Origin of the sequence: Mycetocola lacteus (genome assembly GCF_003667575.1) — a bacterium.
Classification (GTDB): domain Bacteria; phylum Actinomycetota; class Actinomycetes; order Actinomycetales; family Microbacteriaceae; genus Mycetocola; species Mycetocola lacteus.
This window is the reverse complement of the sequence record NZ_RCUY01000012.1, coordinates 15,554-33,930: the sequence shown is the minus strand read 5'-3', so window position 1 is coordinate 33,930 and position 18,377 is coordinate 15,554. Positions and strand designations below refer to the sequence as shown.

The following is an 18,377-nucleotide window of genomic DNA, read 5'->3' as shown; positions in this document are numbered from 1 at the left end:
GAACCTGGCCTGCTTTATCGGAGCCTGGTTTTTCACCGCGGCGGGGCTGTATCAGCTGGTGCTGAGTGGGGATCCGGTGGTCGCGGTACCCTACGCTCCGGGCAAGATGTTTCGGGCCGAGTGGCTGGCGGCGGCCACCCAGAGCTTTGGCACGATCATGTTCAACATCAGCACCTCGGCGGCGTTGCGGGCAAAATCCGTGGATACCGAAAAGCACCTGGTGTGGAACCCCGATGCCGGGGGATCGGTGGCCTTTCTGCTCAGCGCGATCCTGGTCTACACCGCCTACTACCGCACCCGTGGCACGCTGTGGGAGCCGCGGCGCTCGGGTTTCTGGGCTGCCCACATCAACATGCTGGGCTGCCTCGCCTTCGCGTTTTCGGCCGCGGGCTCGTTTGTGCTCAACGACGGCAGCGCCAAGGACGCGGGCCTGGCCAACTGGGGCACCTTCATCGGCGCGATCTGCTTCTTTGTCGCCTCGATGATTGTGCTCCCCAAACTCGGCTGGAACCGGCGCACGGCTGAGGCCGATGCCCGTTCTTGACCCCCTTTGTAATCGCTGTACAACCGGCACCCGTGCGGTGCCCCTCTGAAAGGTAAGTGAAACACTATGTGCACAAGAGTTGTTTGGCCCGATGCTAACGGCGCCGTGATCGTGGGCCGCAATATGGATTTCCACCTGGACCTGCTCACCAACCTGTGGAAGCTGCCCCGCGGGATCGAGCGTAACGACGGGGTCAACGGGGATCTGACCTGGACCGCCAAGTACGGCAGCCTGGTCGCCACCGCGTTTGACCTGGTCGCCTGCGACGGCATGAACGAGGAGGGGTTTGCCGGTCACATCCTGTGGCTCGCCGAATCCGACTACGGCACCGCCAGCGAGGGTGATGTCCAGCTGAGCCAGGCCGTCTGGCTGCAGTACTACCTGGACAACTTCAAGACCGTGGCCGAGGCCGTGGAGTGGACCGAGAAGACCCAGGTGCGTATCGCCGAGCTGCTGGATCCGACCAGCGGCAAGCCGCCCACACTGCACCTGGCGATCAACGACGCCACCGGGGATTCGGCCATCATCGAGTACACCGATGGAACTCCGAAGGTCTATCACAGCCGTGAGTACACGGTGATGACCAATTCGCCCACCTACGATAAGCAGCTGGAGCTGGCGGCGAAGATCGAGGGTCTCGGTGGGGATGCGCCGCTGGGCGGATCGACCCTGGCCACCGACCGCTTCGCCCGTGCCTCCTACTATGTGGGACGCCAGGAGCAGCCCAAGACCCAGCTCGAGGCCATCGCGGCGATGTTCAGCATCATCCGCAACGCCGCCCAGCCCTTCCGTCAGCCCGATCCGGGCAAGCCCGACGCTTCGCAGACCATCTGGCAGGTTGTGCTGGATCTGACCAACCGTCGCTACGCGTTTGAGTCGACCACCCGGCCCAACATTGTCTGGGTCGACTTTGACAAGCTGAGCTTCGCCGAGGGCACCGAGGAGCTGCGGCTCGACCTGGTCAGCAAGCTGGCATTGGAGGGTGGCCTGGCCGGGGATGTCAGCCATCACTTCCATCAGGTGGGTCCGCTGACCGATCTGGGTCTGAACCTGGCGACGCGCTTTGTCGAGGTGGCCGCGCAGAAGCAGGACGAGTTTGCCGGGCTCCTCAAGGAGGTGCGCCAGCTGGCTGGCGCAGCCAAGAAGTAGCCACACCCAAAAGCGGGGCCCCACCGGTTGGTGGGGCCCCGCTTGCGTGTAAGATCAGCCGCCTGGTGCCCGGGCACTGCGCGTGCTGTCCGGCGTGCAGCTCTCGGGGCGACGCCGGGTGTTGTGTGTGTGACTGGGAGTTCTGCTAGCCGCTCTCGGCCTGGCGCTGAGCACCGCGCTCGATGGTCTCGGTGGTGTGGGGATCCGCCTCCTCGGCGCTTTCGGCGCGGGCGAGGATCACCACCCCCACAAATGCGGCGGCCCCGGCGGCGAGGAATCCCACAAACGAGATCCACGGGGCACCGGTGGCCTCCTGAAGGATCACGATGCCCAGGACCACGGCGACCGCGGGATCCACCACCGTGAGCCCGGCAATCACCACGTCCGGCGGGTTGCAGGTGTGCGAGTACTGCACAAAGTAGATGGACAGCGCCGAGGCGATGCCGATGCCCAGGATACAGATCAGGGTGAGCACGCTACCCGAGTCAAACACCATCCGGTGTCCGGCAAACATCGTCTCCACCCGCAGGATCACGGTTTTGCCGAGGGTGGCCACAAAGCCCGAGAAGATCCCGCCCAGCACCACATAGAAGATGGGTGCCTTGGTGGTGCCCCGGGTTCCGAAGCGGATGGCCGCGGCGATCGCGAGCACCCCGGCCAGGGTGACCAGGATCGCGATGAGCTGACCGTCGCTGATCGGCTTCTGCTTACTCACCAGCGCGGCGATCACCACGTAGGCGATCACCCCGATCAGCGAGATGGCGATGCCCAGCAGGACCCGCCGTGGCAGCGGAGCCCTGCGCACGCGGGCGTTCAGGATCGCCGAGAACACCAGCGCGGTCACGCCGATGGGTTGCACCAGGATCAGCGGGGCAAAGGCCAGACTGCCCATCTGCAGCAGGATCGCGATCCCAAACAGCGCACTCCCGGCCAGCCAGATCGGGGTCTTGAGCAGCGCAATAAAGGGGGTCTTATTCTCCCCGCTGCGTTCGGCCGCCGCGGAGACCAGGTTCACCCCGCGACTCTGCCAGAGATTCCCCACCGCCAAAACGGCCGCGCTGACCAGTGCCAGCAAAACTCCGAACAGCGGCGCAGAACCTACAACCATTGTTTTTTCCCCCGTCGCACATGGATGTCCGCCCCAGCTTTACACGCGATTTCCCCGCCGCCAAGACCCAGTTTGAGGGGGCAGAGTTCGCGCCGTCAGCCCCGACTGGCTACTGTGGAGAAATGACCGAGACCCCCGCCGCCGCATCGGCACCAAAGAACACCGAAGTATCCACCGATCCCGAGCGCGAAGTGCTCAGCTGGGACGGGTTTGGCGACGCGACCCGTGACCTGGCCGCCCAGGTGGTTCAGGACGGTTTTGCCCCGGAGTTTGTGGTGGCCATCGCCCGCGGTGGTCTGCTGCTGGCGGGTTCGATCGCCTATGCGCTGGGGGTCAAGAACTGCGGATCGATCAACGTGGAGTTCTACACCGACGTGCACCTGACCCTGCCCGAGCCGGTCCTGCTGCCGCCGATGCTGGACGGCCCTGCCCTGGCCGGAAGTCGCGTGCTGCTGGTGGACGACGTGTCGGACTCGGGCCGCACCCTCGAGCTCGTGCAGCGCATGCTGCAGGGCGACGGTGCCGATGTCCGCACGGTCACCCTGTACTCCAAGCCGCGCACCATCCTGGAGCCCGACTTTGTGTGGAAGAACACCGATAAGTGGATCACCTTCCCCTGGTCGGCGCTGCCCCCGGTGGATGCTGTCGAGGCTGCGCAGCGATACCCGAAGGCCTAATCACCCCAGAACACGGCACAGCCCCGCTTCGAGACTCGAAGCGGGGCTGTGCTGATGGGGTTAGGCGCTGCGGCGACGCATGATGAGGCCGGTACCGATGGCCAGGATTGCGGCACCCAGGAGGGCGAGGCCGCCGAGGTTGGCACCGGTTGCCGCCAGGCCGCCAGAGGGCTGAGCCGCCAGGGGAGCGGGGTCCGACTGCCCGCCCTGTCCGCCCGGTTCACCGGGCTGGGCCGGTGCCGGGGTGATGCTCGGAGTGGGATCAACGCTGGGTCCCGGGCTGGGTTCAATGCTCGGCTCCGGGCTGGGCTCAACGCTCGGCTCGGGGCTGGGTTCCGGCGTGGGCTCCGGAGCCGGCAGGAGGACCGTGGCCGGTTCACTGGCTCCGGCGATGCCCCAAAAATCGTCGTTGAAGCGCAGCCGGTAGCTGTCGCCGGCGTTCTCGGCGGTCACCAGGATGGTGTAATCATTGCCGTTGGCACCCTCGATGTCGGTCCAGGTCTCCCCGTCGGATGAGCGCTGCCACACCACACCGCCGCCGTTACCGCGCTTGATTCCGGTGACGGTGCTGGAGAAGGTAACCTCCTGGTCGACGGCGTCGAGGCGCACATCGGCCGGATCGCTCACGGCCGGGCGGGTGATCAGGGTGATCGTGGATCCCTCGCCGCCGGTGTAGCCGCGGTCGGCGGTGAGCAGGTCGCCGGTGACCGGGTTCTCGATCAGGTTCACGGCACCCACCGGGGTGCTGCGGAAGCTCTCGGAGCGCTCGCCGGTAGTGAAGTCGGCGGCCATGACCATATCCCACCCCATCGAGGGGGAGTAGGCGCGGTTCAGGTTGTCCGAGCCCACCACGTCGGTCATCATGTTGCCCACCGAGATGCGCTGGCGCGCCTCGCCGGTGATCGGGTCCAGAACGCTGACCCGGCTGCCGCCCTCGGCCAGATAGAGCGTCTGCGGGTTGGTATCAAACGCGAGGCCCGAGTATGACCAGATGTCGGGGGTCGCGACATCCCGGGTGATTTCCAGGGTGTGAGCGTTCATCGTGGCATAGGCCGCGCCGTTCATGCCCTGGCCGCTGCGCCCGACGATGAAGGTGGACTCATCGGCGGTGAGGACGCCGGAGTTTGAGTTGTTGGTGGGCAGCGTGACACTGGCCAGGACCTCGCCGGTCGCGGTGTCGATCCGATTGATCTGTCCGCCCACGGCCACCGTCAGGTAGGCGGAGCCGTCACGGGTGAGCTGGGCATAGCTGGACCATCCAATGTTGTTGGTGTGGATGGCACTCAGACTGCGGGTGGTGAGGTCAATGACCGCAACCCCGTGGGTTGTGGTGGGGCTCGCATCGATGACGGCAACCGCGCGGGTGCCCGCGGCGTTCAGTGATACCGAGGACAGGCCGACACCGGCACCAACCTCGATCGACCCCATGGGTGTGCGGGTGTTCAGATCCACGATGTGCAGCGCGGTCGAGTTCAGTGCGGACACGTAGGCAAGGCGGCCATCGGGGGAAATTGCCACCTGATTGGGCATAACCCCGTCGCCGATGACGATGGATGTGCCGAGGTCGCTGACCAGTGGCGGCGTTTCGGCGCGGGGTGCGGGGGCAATCTGGCCGGACGCATTCGCGGGGTGGGGGTTGGCATCCGGCTGTGGACGCGCGGGGGCGCTCGCGGATGATCCCTCCTTCGGCGGGGGAAGCGCGGCCTGGGCACCGACGGCTCCTCCGGTGGCGAGGCCGATCGTCAAAAATGCGCCAAGGCCGAGGGCACAGGCGCGCCAAATACTGCGTGGGTACATGGGGGTCTCCCTGATGAGCGAGCACGTTCACGTTCTGCAAAGCGCTCGTGTGTTCGTCCACCCGGTGCGGGGATACGGGCTTCCGCAGGGTGAGTATCCCTCCTTTGGGGTACATAACGATCGTATTTAAAAACGTATAGTTTTCGATGGGTAGTGCCGAAAATGCGCGATCTGTTGTCGCATGTATCTACTCGCCCCGCGTGTGTAGGCCCGAGCAGCCCCATCTGGCGCGAACCACACGCCGCTTTTCTAATACCGAGTGTTTGGTTAGTATTAGAATCCTCCGACACCCGACCCGAGGGAGTAATTTGTGATGACCGACTGTGTGCTGGTGGAAACCGGCGCGAATGCCCCCGTGCTGATAGCAATCGCCGCGGCAACCATCCTGATTGGTGCCGCGCTGATCTGGACAATGGTCCGCTCCTCGAAGAAGCGCATCCTGCTGGGCGGCGCCCTGGGGCTGCTGCTCCTGGTGGGCCTGCCCGTGCTGAGTGGTTCGACTCCGGCACAGGCCCAGGCCCCCGAGCACTGTGTCACGGCGCCGTCCACCTCGCCGTCCCCGTCTTCCGAGGCGAGCACCCAGCCGAGCGCCGATCCGACCGCGACCCCCACTCCCACTCCCACCGTGTCGCCCACCCCGACGCCCTCGCCGAGTCCGTCCGGACCCACCGAGTGTGTTCCCGAGCCTTCGCCCATCACCCCGAACATCGCCGCTCGGTTTGACTGGGACAGCGACGCACCCCGGATTCGATTCGAAAACGAGGAGCTGAATAACCTGGTGATCGCGAACCCTGCCCTGGTGACCAGCCTGATTGAGAGTTTCAGTGTCCCCGAGACGGTGACCTGGAGCATGCCTGACGGAGATGGTGGACGGGTGACCCTGCACACCGAGCAGTACACGGCCCACACCTCGATTCCACACGGGATCTACCAGGTCGAGGACGGCTGGCTCGAGCTGGACTTTGCCGAGGGCGGGGATACCTCGAACAGCGAGGAGATCGACGCAAAGATCGCGGCGATTACCGCCGAGCTGGAGGCTCAGCACCCGGGTGCTGAGATCGAGGCCGGTAGCCTCTTTGGCGACTACACCGCCGAGATTAGCTACACCGTCGCCGGCAAGGACAGCTGCGGCGACACCGTGACGGGCACCGGATCGGTGGCCGCGCGCGGGCCGATTCCCGCCTAGTCTCATGACTTCTGTTCCGCCACGGAACTCGCCCCGAACGGGGGATGTTTCGTGCGCGGAGCGGAAGTCCTGGCGTCGCTAACATGGGGCGGTGATTGCGGCGATGTCGCGGTCGCCACTGTCTCCCCGATCCCGTTGGAAAGTGACATGAAATCGATCGCATTTGTTTTGATTTACGGCCTGGTGGTGGGCTGTATCGGATTCACGATCACCACACTGTTCGGGCTGAGCCCCTACCTGATCGGGGTTTTGACGATACCCGCGGTGGCATTGGCGAACCGCGTTGGTGCCGGGTTTGGGGTGCGAATCCTCCCGGCGCGGATGGAGAGGTAGGGCAGACGGCTTGCGGCGCGCCAGACTGTGTACCCTGCGCCAAAATACCGCACCCCGCCTCGACTGCTCGAGGCGGGGTGCGGTAGTGATGACTGTTAGTCGCGGAAGGTTTCGATCTTCGCGCCGAGCGAGATCAGCCGCTCCTGCAGCTGCTCGTAACCGCGCGAGATGATGTCCACGTTGCGCAGCACGCTGGTGCCCTTGGCGGCGAGCATCGCCAGCAGGATCACCACGGCCGGGCGCAGCGCCGGCGGGCAGGACACCTCGGCACCGGACCAGTGGGTCGGGCCCGAGACGTCCAGACGGTGCGGGTCGCGCAGACGCACGTTAGCACCAAGGCGGGTGAGGTCGGTGAGGTGGATCGCCCGGCCCTCGTAGACCCAGTCGTGGATCAGGGTGTCGCCGGTCGCGCAGGCGGCGATCACCACAAAGAAGGGCAGGTTGTCGATGTTGAGACCCGGGAAGGGCATCGGGTGGATCTTATCGATCGGGGCGCGCAGCTCCGACGGATATACGGTGATATCCACCAGGCGGGTCTTGCCGTTGTGGGCGTCGTACTCATCGGTCATCGAGTAGCGCAGGCCCATCTCCGACAGGGTCGCCATCTCGATTTCCATGAACTCGATCGGAACGCGAGTCACGGTGATCTCCGAGCCGGTCACGATGCCCGCGGTCAGCAGGCTCATGGCCTCCACCGGGTCTTCGCTGGGCCAGTAGTCCACATCGGCGTTGACGTTGGCGTTGCCGTGGATGGTGAGGGTGGTCGAGCCGATGCCCTCCACCTGGATGCCGAGCTCCTGGAGGTAGAAGCAGAGATCCTGCACCATGTAGTTGGGGCTGGCGTTGCGGATCACGGTCACGCCATCGCGCACGGCGGCGGCCATGATCGCATTCTCGGTCACGGTGTCGCCGCGCTCGGTCAACACAACCTTGACGCGCTCGGGCACATCGTGGCTCACGGTGGCGCGGTACCAGCCGGTGGTCGCCTCGACCTCGAGGCCGAAGGGGCGCAGCGCGATCAGGTGCGGCTCGACCGTGCGGGTACCGAGGTCGCAGCCGCCGGCGTAGGGGAGGGAGAAGTTGTCGAAGCGGCCGAGCAGCGGGCCGAGGAACATTAGTACCGAGCGGGTGCGACGGCCGGCGTCGGCGTCGATCTCGGCGAGGTTGAGATTCTCGGGCACCTTGATCTCGACGCTGTTGTCATCGCCATACCAGGTGACCTGCACACCCATGCTGCGCAGCACGTCGATGATGCGGTCGACCTCGACGATGCGGGCGACGCGGTGCAGGCGGGTGGTTCCGCGGTTGATCAGGGCCGCGCACAGTAGTGCCACGGCACCGTTCTTGCTGGAGTTGACGGCGATCGATCCCTGCAGCTTGTGGCCGCCCTCCACCCGAATGTGCGAGGGGCGGGGGCGGTCCCCAAAGGTCACCAGCTCACTCTTGAGTGCGACGCTCAGGCGGGCCAGCAGCTCGATGGAGATGTTCTGGCTGCCCTGTTCGATGCGGTTGATCGCCGACTGGCTGGTGCCCACCCGTTCGGCCAGCTGGGCCTGGGTGAGGGAACGGTCCTGCCGGGCCGAACGAATAAGCGCGCCCACCTGCCGCATGGGTTCGGCGGCGGTGATGTCTACGGGAGATGTATCGGTAGAAAGTGCCATGACCCGATGCTATACCGCATTTGAGATAAATTTCTCGTTTTGCGTGGCAAAAGCATCAATCTGAGAGTTTCATCAACTCGGATGTGGCGTTGGAATAAATACGATCATTCGTGCGTCCGTCACAGATTGCGCGTGTCGTATCCTCCGCGCTACGCTAACCAACATGGCTCACGCACGCTCCGCCCACAGCGCTCAGGTATCTGCACCTGCGCCGGCGCGACGCCGTGCCCGCCGCGACGAGCGACGTCGTAGCTTTGTTGACGCCACCGACGAGCGACGATAGGCGACGCCCCCTAATTGTTTTTCTCGCGATAGCGAGAGAGACCGGGCGTTGCCGGAATCCGGAATTCACACCCACAACTCGTCCTTGAAGGTAGCCTCAATGTCTTTTTCTGTCGCGATCGCCGGAGCATCCGGATACGCCGGGGGAGAGCTGCTGCGTTTGCTCGCCAGCCACCCCGAGTTTGAAATCACCACCGTCACCGCCCACTCCAACGCCGGGCAGAACGTCGCCGCGGTTCACCCGCATCTGCGTTCGCTCGCCGACAAGGTGTTTGTGGCGACCAACGCACAAAACCTCGCCGGCCACGACATCGTGTTCCTGGCGCTGCCGCACGGTGCCTCCGGCGCGCTCACCGCGCAGCTTGACCCCAACACCCTCGTGGTGGACTGCGGCGCGGATCACCGCCTGGAATCCGAAGAGGACTGGGCCGCGTTCTACGGCGGCGACTTCTTCGGGGCCTGGACCTACGGGGTTCCCGAGCTCCTGATCGGTTCGGGCAAGCAGCGCGACAAGCTGGTGGGAACCAAACGGATCGCCGCCCCGGGCTGCAACGCGTCTACCGTTGAGTTGTCGCTGGCGCCGGGTATCGCCGCCGGTGTGATCGAGCCGCTGGACATCGTGACCGTGCTGGCCGTGGGCCCCTCGGGGGCCGGTAAGGCACTCAAGACCAACCTGCTGGCAGCCGAGATTCTGGGCACCGCGAATCCCTACGCGGTGGGCGGTACGCACCGCCACATCCCCGAAATCATCCAGGGTCTGCGCTGGGCCGGGGCCGAGCAGGCCACCGTGTCCTTCACCCCGGTGCTGGTTCCGATGTCCCGGGGAATCCTCGCCACCACGACCGCGAAGATTGTGCCGGGCACCACCGCCGAGCAGATCCGCGCGGCCTGGGAGAGCGCCTACGCCGATGAGACCTTTGTGCACGTGCTGCCCGAGGGTGTCTTCCCTCGGACCGCCGATGTGCTGGGGGCCAACACCGCGCTGATGGGCCTGGCGATCGACGAGGCCGCCGGCCGGGTCATCATCGTCACCGCCGTGGACAACCTGGCCAAGGGCACCGCGGGCGCGGCGATCCAGTCGGCCAACATCGCGCTCGGCCTGCCCGAGGCCACCGGCCTCAGCATCGACGGGGTTGCCCCGTAATGGCCGCCACCATTCTTTCCCTCATCACCACCCTTCAAGGAGCACTATGAGCGTCACCACCCCCTCGGGATTCATCGCCGCGGGTGTTCCCGCCGGCCTCAAGTCCACCGGCAAGCCGGACCTCGCCCTCGTGGTCAACACCGGCCCGGAGAAGAACGCCGCCGCCGTGTTCACCAGCAACCGTGCGCTGGCCAACCCGATCATCTGGTCCAAGGAGGTCATCAAGGACGGGCGCGTGGACGCCATCGTGCTGAACTCCGGCGGCGCCAACTGCTTCACCGGCCAGCAGGGGTTCCAGACCACCCACGCCACCGCCGAGGCAGTGGCGAACGGGCTGGGCATCTCGGCCACCGACGTGCTGGTGTGCTCGACCGGTCTGATCGGTGAGCAGCTGGATCTCGGCAAGCTCACCGCCGGAGTCGAGGCCGCGACCGCCGCCCTCGACGAAAACGGTGGCGAGCACGCCGCCGCCGCGATCATGACCACCGACACCGTGCCCAAGACCAGCGAGTTCCTGGCCACCGACTGGGCCATCGGCGGGATCGCCAAGGGTGCGGGCATGCTCGCCCCGGGCCTGGCAACCATGCTGGTGGTCATCACCACCGACGCATCCCTCGCCCCCGCGGACCTCGATGCCGCGCTGCGCGAGGCCACCCGGGTGAGCTTTGACCGCCTTGACTCCGACGGCTGCATGTCCACCAACGACCAGGTTACCCTGCTCGCCTCCGGCGCTTCGGGCGTCACTCCGGACCTCGCGGACTTCACCGCCGCGCTGATCCAGGTGTGCTCCGACCTCGCCGAGCAGCTCCAGGGCGACGCCGAGGGTGCCAGCCATGACATCGCGATCGTCGTGACCGGTGCCGAGACCGAGGCCGACGCCGTCGAGGTGGGCCGCTCGGTGGCCCGCAACAACCTCTTCAAGGCCGCGATCTACGGCAACGACCCCAACTGGGGCCGCGTGCTGGCGGCGATCGGAACCACCTCGGCACCGTTTGACCCGTATAACGTGGACGTCTCCTTCAACGGCGTCCGGGTCTGCCACCAGGGCGGTCCCGACCAGTCTCGCGACCTGGTGGATCTGACCCCGCGTGCGGTAAAGATCGAGATCGAGCTGAACGCCGGTTCCGCCGCCGCGACCATCCTGACCAACGACCTCACGCACGACTACGTGCATGAGAACAGCGCGTACTCGAGCTGATCCATGCCTACCACCATTGATATTTCGCTCGAAGAGGCGCACGCCAAAGCCTCAGTCCTGATCGAGGCACTGCCGTGGCTCAAGCGGTACCGCGGCGCGATCGTGGTCATCAAGTTCGGCGGTAACGCGATGATCTCCCCGGAGCTCGCCGCGGCCTTTGCCGAGGACATGGTGTTCCTGCACCACGCGGGCCTGCGTCCGGTTGTGGTGCACGGAGGCGGCCCGCAGATTTCCGCGGGCCTGGCCGAAAAGGGGATCGCCAGCGAGTTCCGCGGCGGCTACCGGTACACCAGCGACGAGGCCATCGGCGTCGTCCGCGATGTCCTGCGTAACCGGGTAAACCGGTCCCTGGTCACCGACATTAACCAGCACGGAAACATCGCCCGCTCACTCTCGGGGGAGCAGGCCAACCTCTTTGGCGGCCGCACCCGTGGTGTGCTGGTGGACGGGGAGATGCAGGATCTCGGCCGCGTGGGCGACATTCTCGAGGTGGACCCCTCGGCCGTCCTGGACGCGCTGGATGCCGGCCGCATTCCGGTGATCACCTCGATCGCCTATGACCTGGACGATCCCGAGCGCCTGCTCAACGTCAACGCCGATTCGGCCGCCGCCGCGATTGCGATCGCGCTGAACGCCGATAAGCTGCTGGTCCTCACCGATGTCGCCGGTCTCTACAGTGACTGGCCCAACCGCGATTCGCTGGTCTCGGTCATCTCGACCGCCGAGCTGCGCGAGCTGCTGCCGGAGCTGGAATCCGGCATGATCCCCAAAATGAACGCGTGCCTGGACGCGGTGGATAACGGCGTGCGTAACGCCGCGATCATCGACGGCCGGATCGAACACTCGATCCTGCTGGAGGTTTTCACCTCGAACGGAATCGGCACCCAGGTAGTAAGCGAGACAGAATGACCTCCTGGCAGGACACCTCCGCCGCCACCATGATGAATACGTTTGGGCCCACCCAGGCGCTGTTGGTCTCCGGCGAGGGCGCACGCGTGCGCGACAGCGACGGGAAGGAGTACCTCGACTTTCTCGGTGGCATCGCGGTCAACTCCCTGGGACATGCCCACCCGGCGATCGTCAAGACGATCAGCGAGCAGGCGGCCACCCTGATCCACGTCTCCAACTTCTTCTCCAGCCCGCCGCAGCTGGCGCTGGCCGAGAAGCTCAAGCGGATCTCGGGCGTCGGCGAGACCGGACGGGTGTTTTTCACCAACTCGGGCACCGAGGCCAATGAGGCGGCGTTCAAGCTGGCTCGGAAGTTCGGCGGCGAGGCTCGCCCTACCATCTTGGCGCTGGAGCACGCATTCCACGGGCGGACGATGGGGGCACTGGCCCTCACCGCCAAGGAGGCCTATCGCGCGCCGTTTGCTCCGATGCTCGGGGGAGTCCAGCACATCCCCGCCACCATTGAGGCGCTGGATGCGGCGCTGGATGAAACTGTGTCGGCGCTGATTATCGAACCCATTCAGGGCGAGGCCGGCGTGCTGCCACTGCCCGAGGGATATCTGCAGGCCGCGCGGGCGCTGACCCGTGAGCGCGGCGCGCTGCTGATCATCGACGAGATTCAGACCGGAATCGGGCGCACCGGCGAGTGGCTGGGATTCCAGTCCGAAGACATCCTTCCCGATGCCTTCACCCTGGCCAAGGGGCTCGGTGCCGGATTCCCGATCGGTGCCCTGGTCACCACCGGTGCCGCCTCGGAGATCTTCACCCCGGGAAATCACGGCACCACCTTCGGCGGAAACCCGCTGGCCACCGCCGTGGCGGGGACCGTGCTGGACGAGATCGAATCCGGCGACCTGCTGATCAATGTGCGTGAGCGCGAGGCTCAGCTGCGCGGTGCGATTGCCGGACTGAACTCGCCGCTGATCGCCGGAGTGCGTGGCCGCGGTCTGCTGCTGGGCATCGCCCTGACCCGGGACATCGCGACCGAGCTGGTTCCCGAGGCCCTGGCCGCGGGCCTGATCGTCAACGCCCCCAACGCCGCGACGATCCGCATCGCCCCGCCGCTGAACATCACCTCCGCCGACGTGGACGCCTTCGTGGCGATCCTCGACGGCCTGCTCGCGGCACACGCCGCCTAGTTTCGAGAAGTAGGAGACCGATTATGACCCGTCACTTCCTCCGCGATGACGACCTGAGCCCGGCCGAACAGGCAGAGGTTCTGGATCTCGCGATCAAGCTCAAGGCCGACCGTTTCAGCGAGAAGCCGCTGGCCGGCCCGCAGACCGTCACCGTGTTTTTTGACAAGACCTCGACCCGCACCCGGATCTCGTTTGCGACCGGGATCGCCGACCTGGGCGGCGTGCCGCTGATTGTGGGTGGCGGCGAGAGCCAGCTGGGTGCCAAGGAGTCGATCGCCGATACCGCGCGCGTGCTGGAGCGTCAGGTCGCCGCGATCGTCTGGCGCACCTTTGCACACTCAGGCCTGGAGGAGATGGCTGCCGGGACCACCGTTCCGGTGATCAACGCGCTCTCGGACGACTTCCACCCGTGCCAGCTGCTGGCCGACCTGCAGACCATTCGCGAGCACCGCGGAGAGCTCAAGGGTCAGACCCTCGCCTTCCTCGGCGACGGTGCCTGCAACATGGGCAACTCCTACCTGCTCGCGTGCGTGAACGCCGGGATGCACGTGCGGATCGGTGCCCCCGAGGCATTCACCCCGGCCGCCGACGTGGTGGCCGACGCGATCAAGCTGGCCGAGCAGACCGGCGGATCGGTGTTCATCACGACCGATGCGCGTGAGGCCGTGGCCGGTGCCGACGTTGTGGTCACCGACACCTGGGTGTCGATGGGCAAGGAGGACGAGAAGGCCGATCGGGTTGCCGCATTCGGTGCCTATTCGGTGACCTCCGAGCTGATGGGCCTCGCCAAGGATGACGCGATCTTCATGCACTGCCTGCCCGCCTACCGCGGCTATGAGGTGGACGCCGACGTGATCGACGGCCCGCGCTCGGTCGTCTGGGACGAGGCCGAGAACCGTCTGCACGCGCAGAAGGCGCTGATGGTCTGGCTGCTGAAGCAGAACCAGAAGGCCGCGGTCTAGTGTCTTCGGGGATCGCTCAGGGCACGGTGCTGTCCGCACCGTCGGTGTCCGGCGAACCCCGTCCCACCCGTATTGCCGGGCTCGACATCGCCCGCGGGCTGGCGATCCTGGGCATGTTTATCGCGCACATTATTCGCCCGGAAGAGGCCGTGTCGGCGGATCCGGATACCTGGATCGGCCTGGTCAACGGGCGCTCGGCGGTACTGTTTGCGGTCCTTGCCGGGTTCTCGCTGGCGCTGCTCTCGGGCCGGGGCACCCCGCCCGAGGGCGAGGCCGTGCTGCGCATGCGACTGCGGATCGGCACCCGTGCGCTGGTCATTTTTGCCCTGGGCGGGATCCTCAGCCTGGGGGATCACGGCATCGCGGTGATCCTCGAGTACTACGCCATCGCCTTCCTGCTGGTTCTGCCGATCATCCGCTGGCGGGTGCCAAACCTGCTGATCCTGGCGGGGGTGCTCGCTGTGCTGGCACCGATCGCCCAGGTGGGCATCGCCCTGTTCATCCAGGACAACGGCGGCGGCACCTCGGCCCTGGCCCTGCTGATGATTTTTGGGTACTACCCGGCGCTGATCTGGGTGGTGTTCATGATTGTCGGATTGGCGGTTGCCCGCTGGCTGTTTGCCGGCAGAATCTCCGGATCCTCCCTCGGCCTGATCGCTCTGGTTGGTGCCGGGCTCGCGGTCCTCGGCTATGGGGGTGCCAGTGTATTCGCGCAGATCACCGGGATCGAGCAGGGCGAGGTGTTTGTCGGCTATCCGCAGTGGGCAAACCTACTGGGTGCGGCACCACACTCGGGCAGCACGTTTGAAATCCTGGGTGCCACGGGTGTCGCGCTGCTGATCATCGCCGCGGCGCTCGCGCTGCCCCGCTGGGCCCAACGGGTGCTCTGGCCGCTGGCCGCCACCGGCCGGATGGCCCTGACCGCCTATGCACTGCACCTGGTAGCCCTGGTGATCCTGGTCTCCACTGGGGTGGACCGGATCGATCCGGTGGCCCAAACCTGGTGGTTTGTGCTGGTTACCCTGATCGGCTGCTCCGCCTGGATCCTGCTGTTCCGGCAGGGTCCGCTGGAAAAACTGGTGTCCGCCTGCTCTCGGGCCGCCGCCTCGGTGCCCGGGCCCGCCCGCACCACTCAATAGACTGACTCTTATCCTTTTCGCTCACACGCCTGACCACTGCACGACGGGACGCTTCACACCATGACCTCTCACACCAACGATTCCGGAAACCGCGCCGCCGAGGCGGGGGCCCTCTGGGGCGGACGCTTCGCCAGTGGCCCCTCGCCGGAGCTCGCTCGCCTGAGCAAGTCGACCCAGTTTGACTGGACCCTCGCGTCCTACGACATCGACGGATCTAAGGCTCACGCGGTCGCGCTGAACGCCGCCGGATACCTCGACAACGACGAGCTGGTCGCGATGCACGCCGCGCTGGAGACCCTGCGCGCGGACGTGGCCTCGGGTGCGTTTGTCGCCGCCGAGTCGGATGAGGACGTCCACTCGGCCCTCGAGCGAGGACTGGTCGAGCGCGCCGGAGCAAACCTGGGTGGCAAGCTGCGTGCCGGCCGGAGCCGCAACGACCAGATCGCCACGCTGGTGCGACTGTACATGCTGGAGCACGAGAGTGTGATCCGCGGCCTGCTGGTGCAGCTGGTCGAGATCCTTGCGGGTCAGGCCGAGGCGCACCCCGGTGCAATCATGCCGGGTCGCACGCACCTGCAGCACGCGCAGCCGGTGCTGCTGGCCCACCAGCTGGCCGCGCACGCGTGGCCGCTGGTGCGTGACCTGGAGCGTTTGCGCGACTGGTCGGTTCGTGCCAAGCGTTCGCCGTATGGTGCCGGTGCGCTGGCCGGATCCTCGCTGGGTCTGGATCCCGAGCTGGTGGCCTCGGAGCTGGGGCTGTCGGGTGCGCTGGAGAACTCGATCGACGCGACCGCCGCCCGCGACGTGGTGGCCGAGTTTGGGTTTATCCTCGCCCAGGTGGGCATCAACCTGTCGCGTCTGTCCGAGGAGATCATCGTCTGGAACACCCGCGAGTTCGGATTTGTCCGCCTGCACGACTCCTTCTCGACCGGCTCGAGCATCATGCCGCAGAAGAAGAACCCGGACATCGCCGAGCTTGCCCGCGGCAAGTCGGGTCGTCTGATCGGTAACATCACCGGCCTGCTGGCCACCCTGAAGGCCCTGCCCCTCGCGTATAACCGCGACCTACAGGAGGACAAGGAGCCGATTTTCGACTCGGTGGACACCCTCGAGGTGCTGCTGCCCGCGTTCAACGGTATGATCGCCACGCTGACCTTCAACACCGAGCGGATGGCCGAGTTGGCCCCGCAGGGCTTCTCGCTGGCCACCGATGTGGCCGAGTGGCTGGTCAAGCAGGGTGTGATCTTCCGTGATGCCCACGAGATCTCCGGCGAACTCGTGCGCTTCTGCGAGGAGAACGGCCTGGAACTGCACGAGCCCACCGATGAGCAGCTGGCAGCGGTTTCCCCGCACCTGCTGCCCGCGGTCCGCGAGGTGCTGACCATCGAGGGTTCGGTCAACAGCCGCGTGGGTGCCGGCGGCACCGCGACCGTCCGCGTGACCGAGCAGCTCGCCAACCTGCGCGGCCGCCTGGCGGACTTCCGCTAGATCGCCGCGGGCCCGCACACGCACGGCCACCCCGCCGAGCTGCCCGCTCGGTTGTCCCCCCCGAACGCCCCGTTCTCCCTCGTGGAGCCCGGGGCGTTCGGCGTTCCGACCTCTCAGCGGTTGAGCGGGGAACGGATGGACTATTACGAAATGCGATCGAAACTGTTGGTTCCTGATTTTGTGGGGCAACCCGTTCACATTGCCCGAGACACCGCGCGCGAACTCGGGCTTTCCCTGGCCAACATAGACATTGATGGGCCGCCCGTTGGCGCATTATCCTGGCCGGGTCTGTACTACATCACTTCTCAGAATCCGCTCGCGGGAGAACCTGCGAATGAAGGCGACTGGATATTTGTGACTATTGCGGCATACGATTCGGGCGATTCCGCAGGGGTGATACTCAACCAGCGCTGATGGATGTAGCTCGTTGTTGACCTCAACTGCCTTTACTCGAAAGACGAGGTTGGCCCTTGCGAATAGCAAACCTGTCCATCTGCGAGAACTGCGAATGACGCAGTGGGAGCGGGCATCGCCCACCCAGGACCAACAACACCAGAGATGCCTCCCTCAGCACTCCAAGTCCCGGAGTTATGGCCTGGACTCAATGTGACTGAGTTTCCAGATACAAAACCGATGGCGACTACCTTCCATTGCGAGTCCACGACGCGTCCAAATACGACATATCCCGTGCTGAATGCGACCAGATCATTGTTTTTTTAACGCGTTGATCCAAGAGCTGCCACAGTTCCCGTCGGCGCTCCCACGCGAAGACGCGTTGCTGGAGGAAAACGCCGCCTTTTCCGCATCTGATTTGGATCGAGAAGAAAGGCGTCGACGGTGAGAGCTCACCGATGAGCAGCTGGCCGCGGTTTCCCCGCACCTGCCGCCGGCGGGAAGCGAGGTGTTGACCATCGAGGGTCTGGTAACAAGTCGCGTGGGTGCCGGTGGCATCGCGACCGTGCGTGTCACCGAGCACTGGCGACAGCACCCCGTGCCCTGCGCGACGTATCGCCCTGATGTTGGGGAAACCGCAGGTAGCGTCTGTCCCGTACTTTTTGCAATAAATCGGGGTGGTGTGTGGTGGAAGAAGACGATCTGATCATCGTGGTTGCGGTGGGGGCACTTATCCTCTTCGCGATCTTCGCCGGGGTCATGGCGGTCCTTGGCGCGCGTAAGACCAAGCGGAAAAACGCCGCCCTGGCGGCCGCGGGGATTGATCCCGAGGTCGAAGCCGAACGCATCAGGAATTTGCCCAGATACACTCCGGGAATTTGGCAGATCTTTATCGGAGTGCTCTGGTTGGCCAGCTCGGCCCTGATCTTCGCCCTGTACCAGACAGACGGACTGAGCGATTCCTTTAGCGTTCCGCGGTTTGTCGCGGTCTTCTACGACTCCCTGGGCGTGGTGGGCGGTTCGATCGTTCAGGCGATCATCGCGGCCCTGCTGCTCGGCAACGGTATCCGCGTGTGCATCAAGGTCCGTGGCGTCCGCAAGCTGTCCCCGGCACCCGTGCTGCCCGCCTAAGCGGAACGGTGGGGAAGCCTCACCGAACAATCGAAATCAACAGTTCTTCAAACGAACATATTTCATGTATGTTTAACGCATGAAAACACTCGACATGA

17 protein-coding genes are annotated in these 18,377 nt (G+C 65.5%); 14 read left to right on the top strand and 3 right to left on the bottom strand.

What is annotated here, in order from left to right:
* Both D9V34_RS17865 and D9V34_RS14030 read left to right on the top strand, forming a co-directional pair.
* A partial coding sequence (locus tag D9V34_RS17865) for a hypothetical protein (RefSeq protein ID WP_121689122.1) occupies positions 1-544 on the top strand: 544 nt, incomplete at its 5' end.
* Between the two features lie 66 nt (positions 545-610).
* Positions 611-1,693: a linear amide C-N hydrolase gene (locus D9V34_RS14030; protein WP_121689121.1), complete on the top strand. Its 1,083-nt coding sequence runs from the start codon at positions 611-613 to the stop codon at positions 1,691-1,693.
* 145 nt (positions 1,694-1,838) lie between these two features.
* Here D9V34_RS14030 and D9V34_RS14025 read toward each other — a convergent pair whose 3' ends face one another.
* Positions 1,839-2,801, bottom strand: a complete 963-nt coding sequence (locus D9V34_RS14025; RefSeq protein WP_121689120.1) for a DMT family transporter — start codon at positions 2,799-2,801, stop codon at positions 1,839-1,841.
* Between the two features lie 122 nt (positions 2,802-2,923).
* Between D9V34_RS14025 and D9V34_RS14020 the strand changes: the two genes are divergently transcribed.
* The gene (locus tag D9V34_RS14020; RefSeq protein ID WP_121689119.1) at positions 2,924-3,478 is read left to right on the top strand and encodes a phosphoribosyltransferase; all 555 of its coding nucleotides are present in this window, start codon (positions 2,924-2,926) and stop codon (positions 3,476-3,478) included.
* Positions 3,479-3,538: 60 nt separating this feature from the next.
* Here the strand turns inward: D9V34_RS14020 and D9V34_RS14015 are convergent, their stop codons facing one another.
* On the bottom strand, positions 3,539-5,275 hold the full coding sequence (locus D9V34_RS14015) for a beta-propeller fold lactonase family protein (protein ID WP_121689118.1): 1,737 nt from the start codon (positions 5,273-5,275) through the stop codon (positions 3,539-3,541).
* A 310-nt stretch (positions 5,276-5,585) separates the two neighbouring features.
* Here D9V34_RS14015 and D9V34_RS18275 point away from each other — a divergent pair, with 310 nt between their 5' ends.
* Complete coding sequence (locus D9V34_RS18275) at positions 5,586-6,461, top strand: hypothetical protein (protein ID WP_147441698.1); 876 nt, start codon at positions 5,586-5,588, stop codon at positions 6,459-6,461.
* A 147-nt stretch (positions 6,462-6,608) separates the two neighbouring features.
* The gene (locus tag D9V34_RS14005) at positions 6,609-6,794 is read left to right on the top strand and encodes a hypothetical protein (RefSeq protein WP_121689116.1); all 186 of its coding nucleotides are present in this window, start codon (positions 6,609-6,611) and stop codon (positions 6,792-6,794) included.
* 95 nt (positions 6,795-6,889) lie between these two features.
* On the opposite strand, the gene D9V34_RS14000 is transcribed toward D9V34_RS14005, so the two are convergent.
* A complete protein-coding gene (locus D9V34_RS14000; RefSeq protein ID WP_220700598.1) occupies positions 6,890-8,455 on the bottom strand; it encodes a helix-turn-helix domain-containing protein in 1,566 nt (521 codons plus the stop codon).
* A 382-nt stretch (positions 8,456-8,837) separates the two neighbouring features.
* On the opposite strand from D9V34_RS14000, the gene argC reads away from it, so the two are divergent.
* The 9 genes from argC (at position 8,838) to D9V34_RS13950 (ending at position 18,279) form a co-directional block, all read left to right on the top strand.
* Positions 8,838-9,881 carry an N-acetyl-gamma-glutamyl-phosphate reductase gene (gene argC, locus D9V34_RS13995; RefSeq protein WP_121689115.1) on the top strand — a complete coding sequence of 348 codons (1,044 nt, stop codon included), beginning with the start codon at positions 8,838-8,840 and terminating at the stop codon, positions 9,879-9,881.
* Positions 9,882-9,927: 46 nt separating this feature from the next.
* Entirely contained in the window at positions 9,928-11,079 is a 1,152-nt protein-coding gene (gene argJ / locus D9V34_RS13990; protein WP_121689114.1) for a bifunctional glutamate N-acetyltransferase/amino-acid acetyltransferase ArgJ, read from the top strand.
* A gap of 3 nt (positions 11,080-11,082) precedes the next feature.
* Positions 11,083-11,988 (top strand): acetylglutamate kinase, encoded by a 906-nt coding sequence (gene argB, locus D9V34_RS13985; RefSeq protein WP_030148857.1) that lies wholly within the window; start codon positions 11,083-11,085, stop codon positions 11,986-11,988.
* Positions 11,985-13,166, top strand: a complete 1,182-nt coding sequence (locus D9V34_RS13980) for an acetylornithine transaminase (protein WP_121689113.1) — start codon at positions 11,985-11,987, stop codon at positions 13,164-13,166. Before argB ends, D9V34_RS13980 begins: the two co-directional genes overlap by 4 nt.
* A 23-nt stretch (positions 13,167-13,189) precedes the next feature.
* Positions 13,190-14,128, top strand: coding sequence for an ornithine carbamoyltransferase (gene argF, locus D9V34_RS13975; protein WP_030148855.1), 939 nt, complete (start codon positions 13,190-13,192; stop codon positions 14,126-14,128).
* Positions 14,128-15,267, top strand: a complete 1,140-nt coding sequence (locus tag D9V34_RS13970; protein WP_121689112.1) for an acyltransferase family protein — start codon at positions 14,128-14,130, stop codon at positions 15,265-15,267. The genes argF and D9V34_RS13970 overlap by 1 nt, the downstream gene beginning before the upstream one ends.
* A 60-nt stretch (positions 15,268-15,327) precedes the next feature.
* A complete protein-coding gene (argH, locus tag D9V34_RS13965; protein ID WP_121689111.1) occupies positions 15,328-16,755 on the top strand; it encodes an argininosuccinate lyase in 1,428 nt (475 codons plus the stop codon).
* Between the two features lie 135 nt (positions 16,756-16,890).
* Positions 16,891-17,169, top strand: coding sequence for a PASTA domain-containing protein (locus D9V34_RS13960; protein WP_121689110.1), 279 nt, complete (start codon positions 16,891-16,893; stop codon positions 17,167-17,169).
* 663 nt (positions 17,170-17,832) lie between these two features.
* Positions 17,833-18,279: a hypothetical protein gene (locus D9V34_RS13950; protein WP_121689108.1), complete on the top strand. Its 447-nt coding sequence runs from the start codon at positions 17,833-17,835 to the stop codon at positions 18,277-18,279.
* The last annotated feature ends 98 nt before the right edge of the window (positions 18,280-18,377 follow it).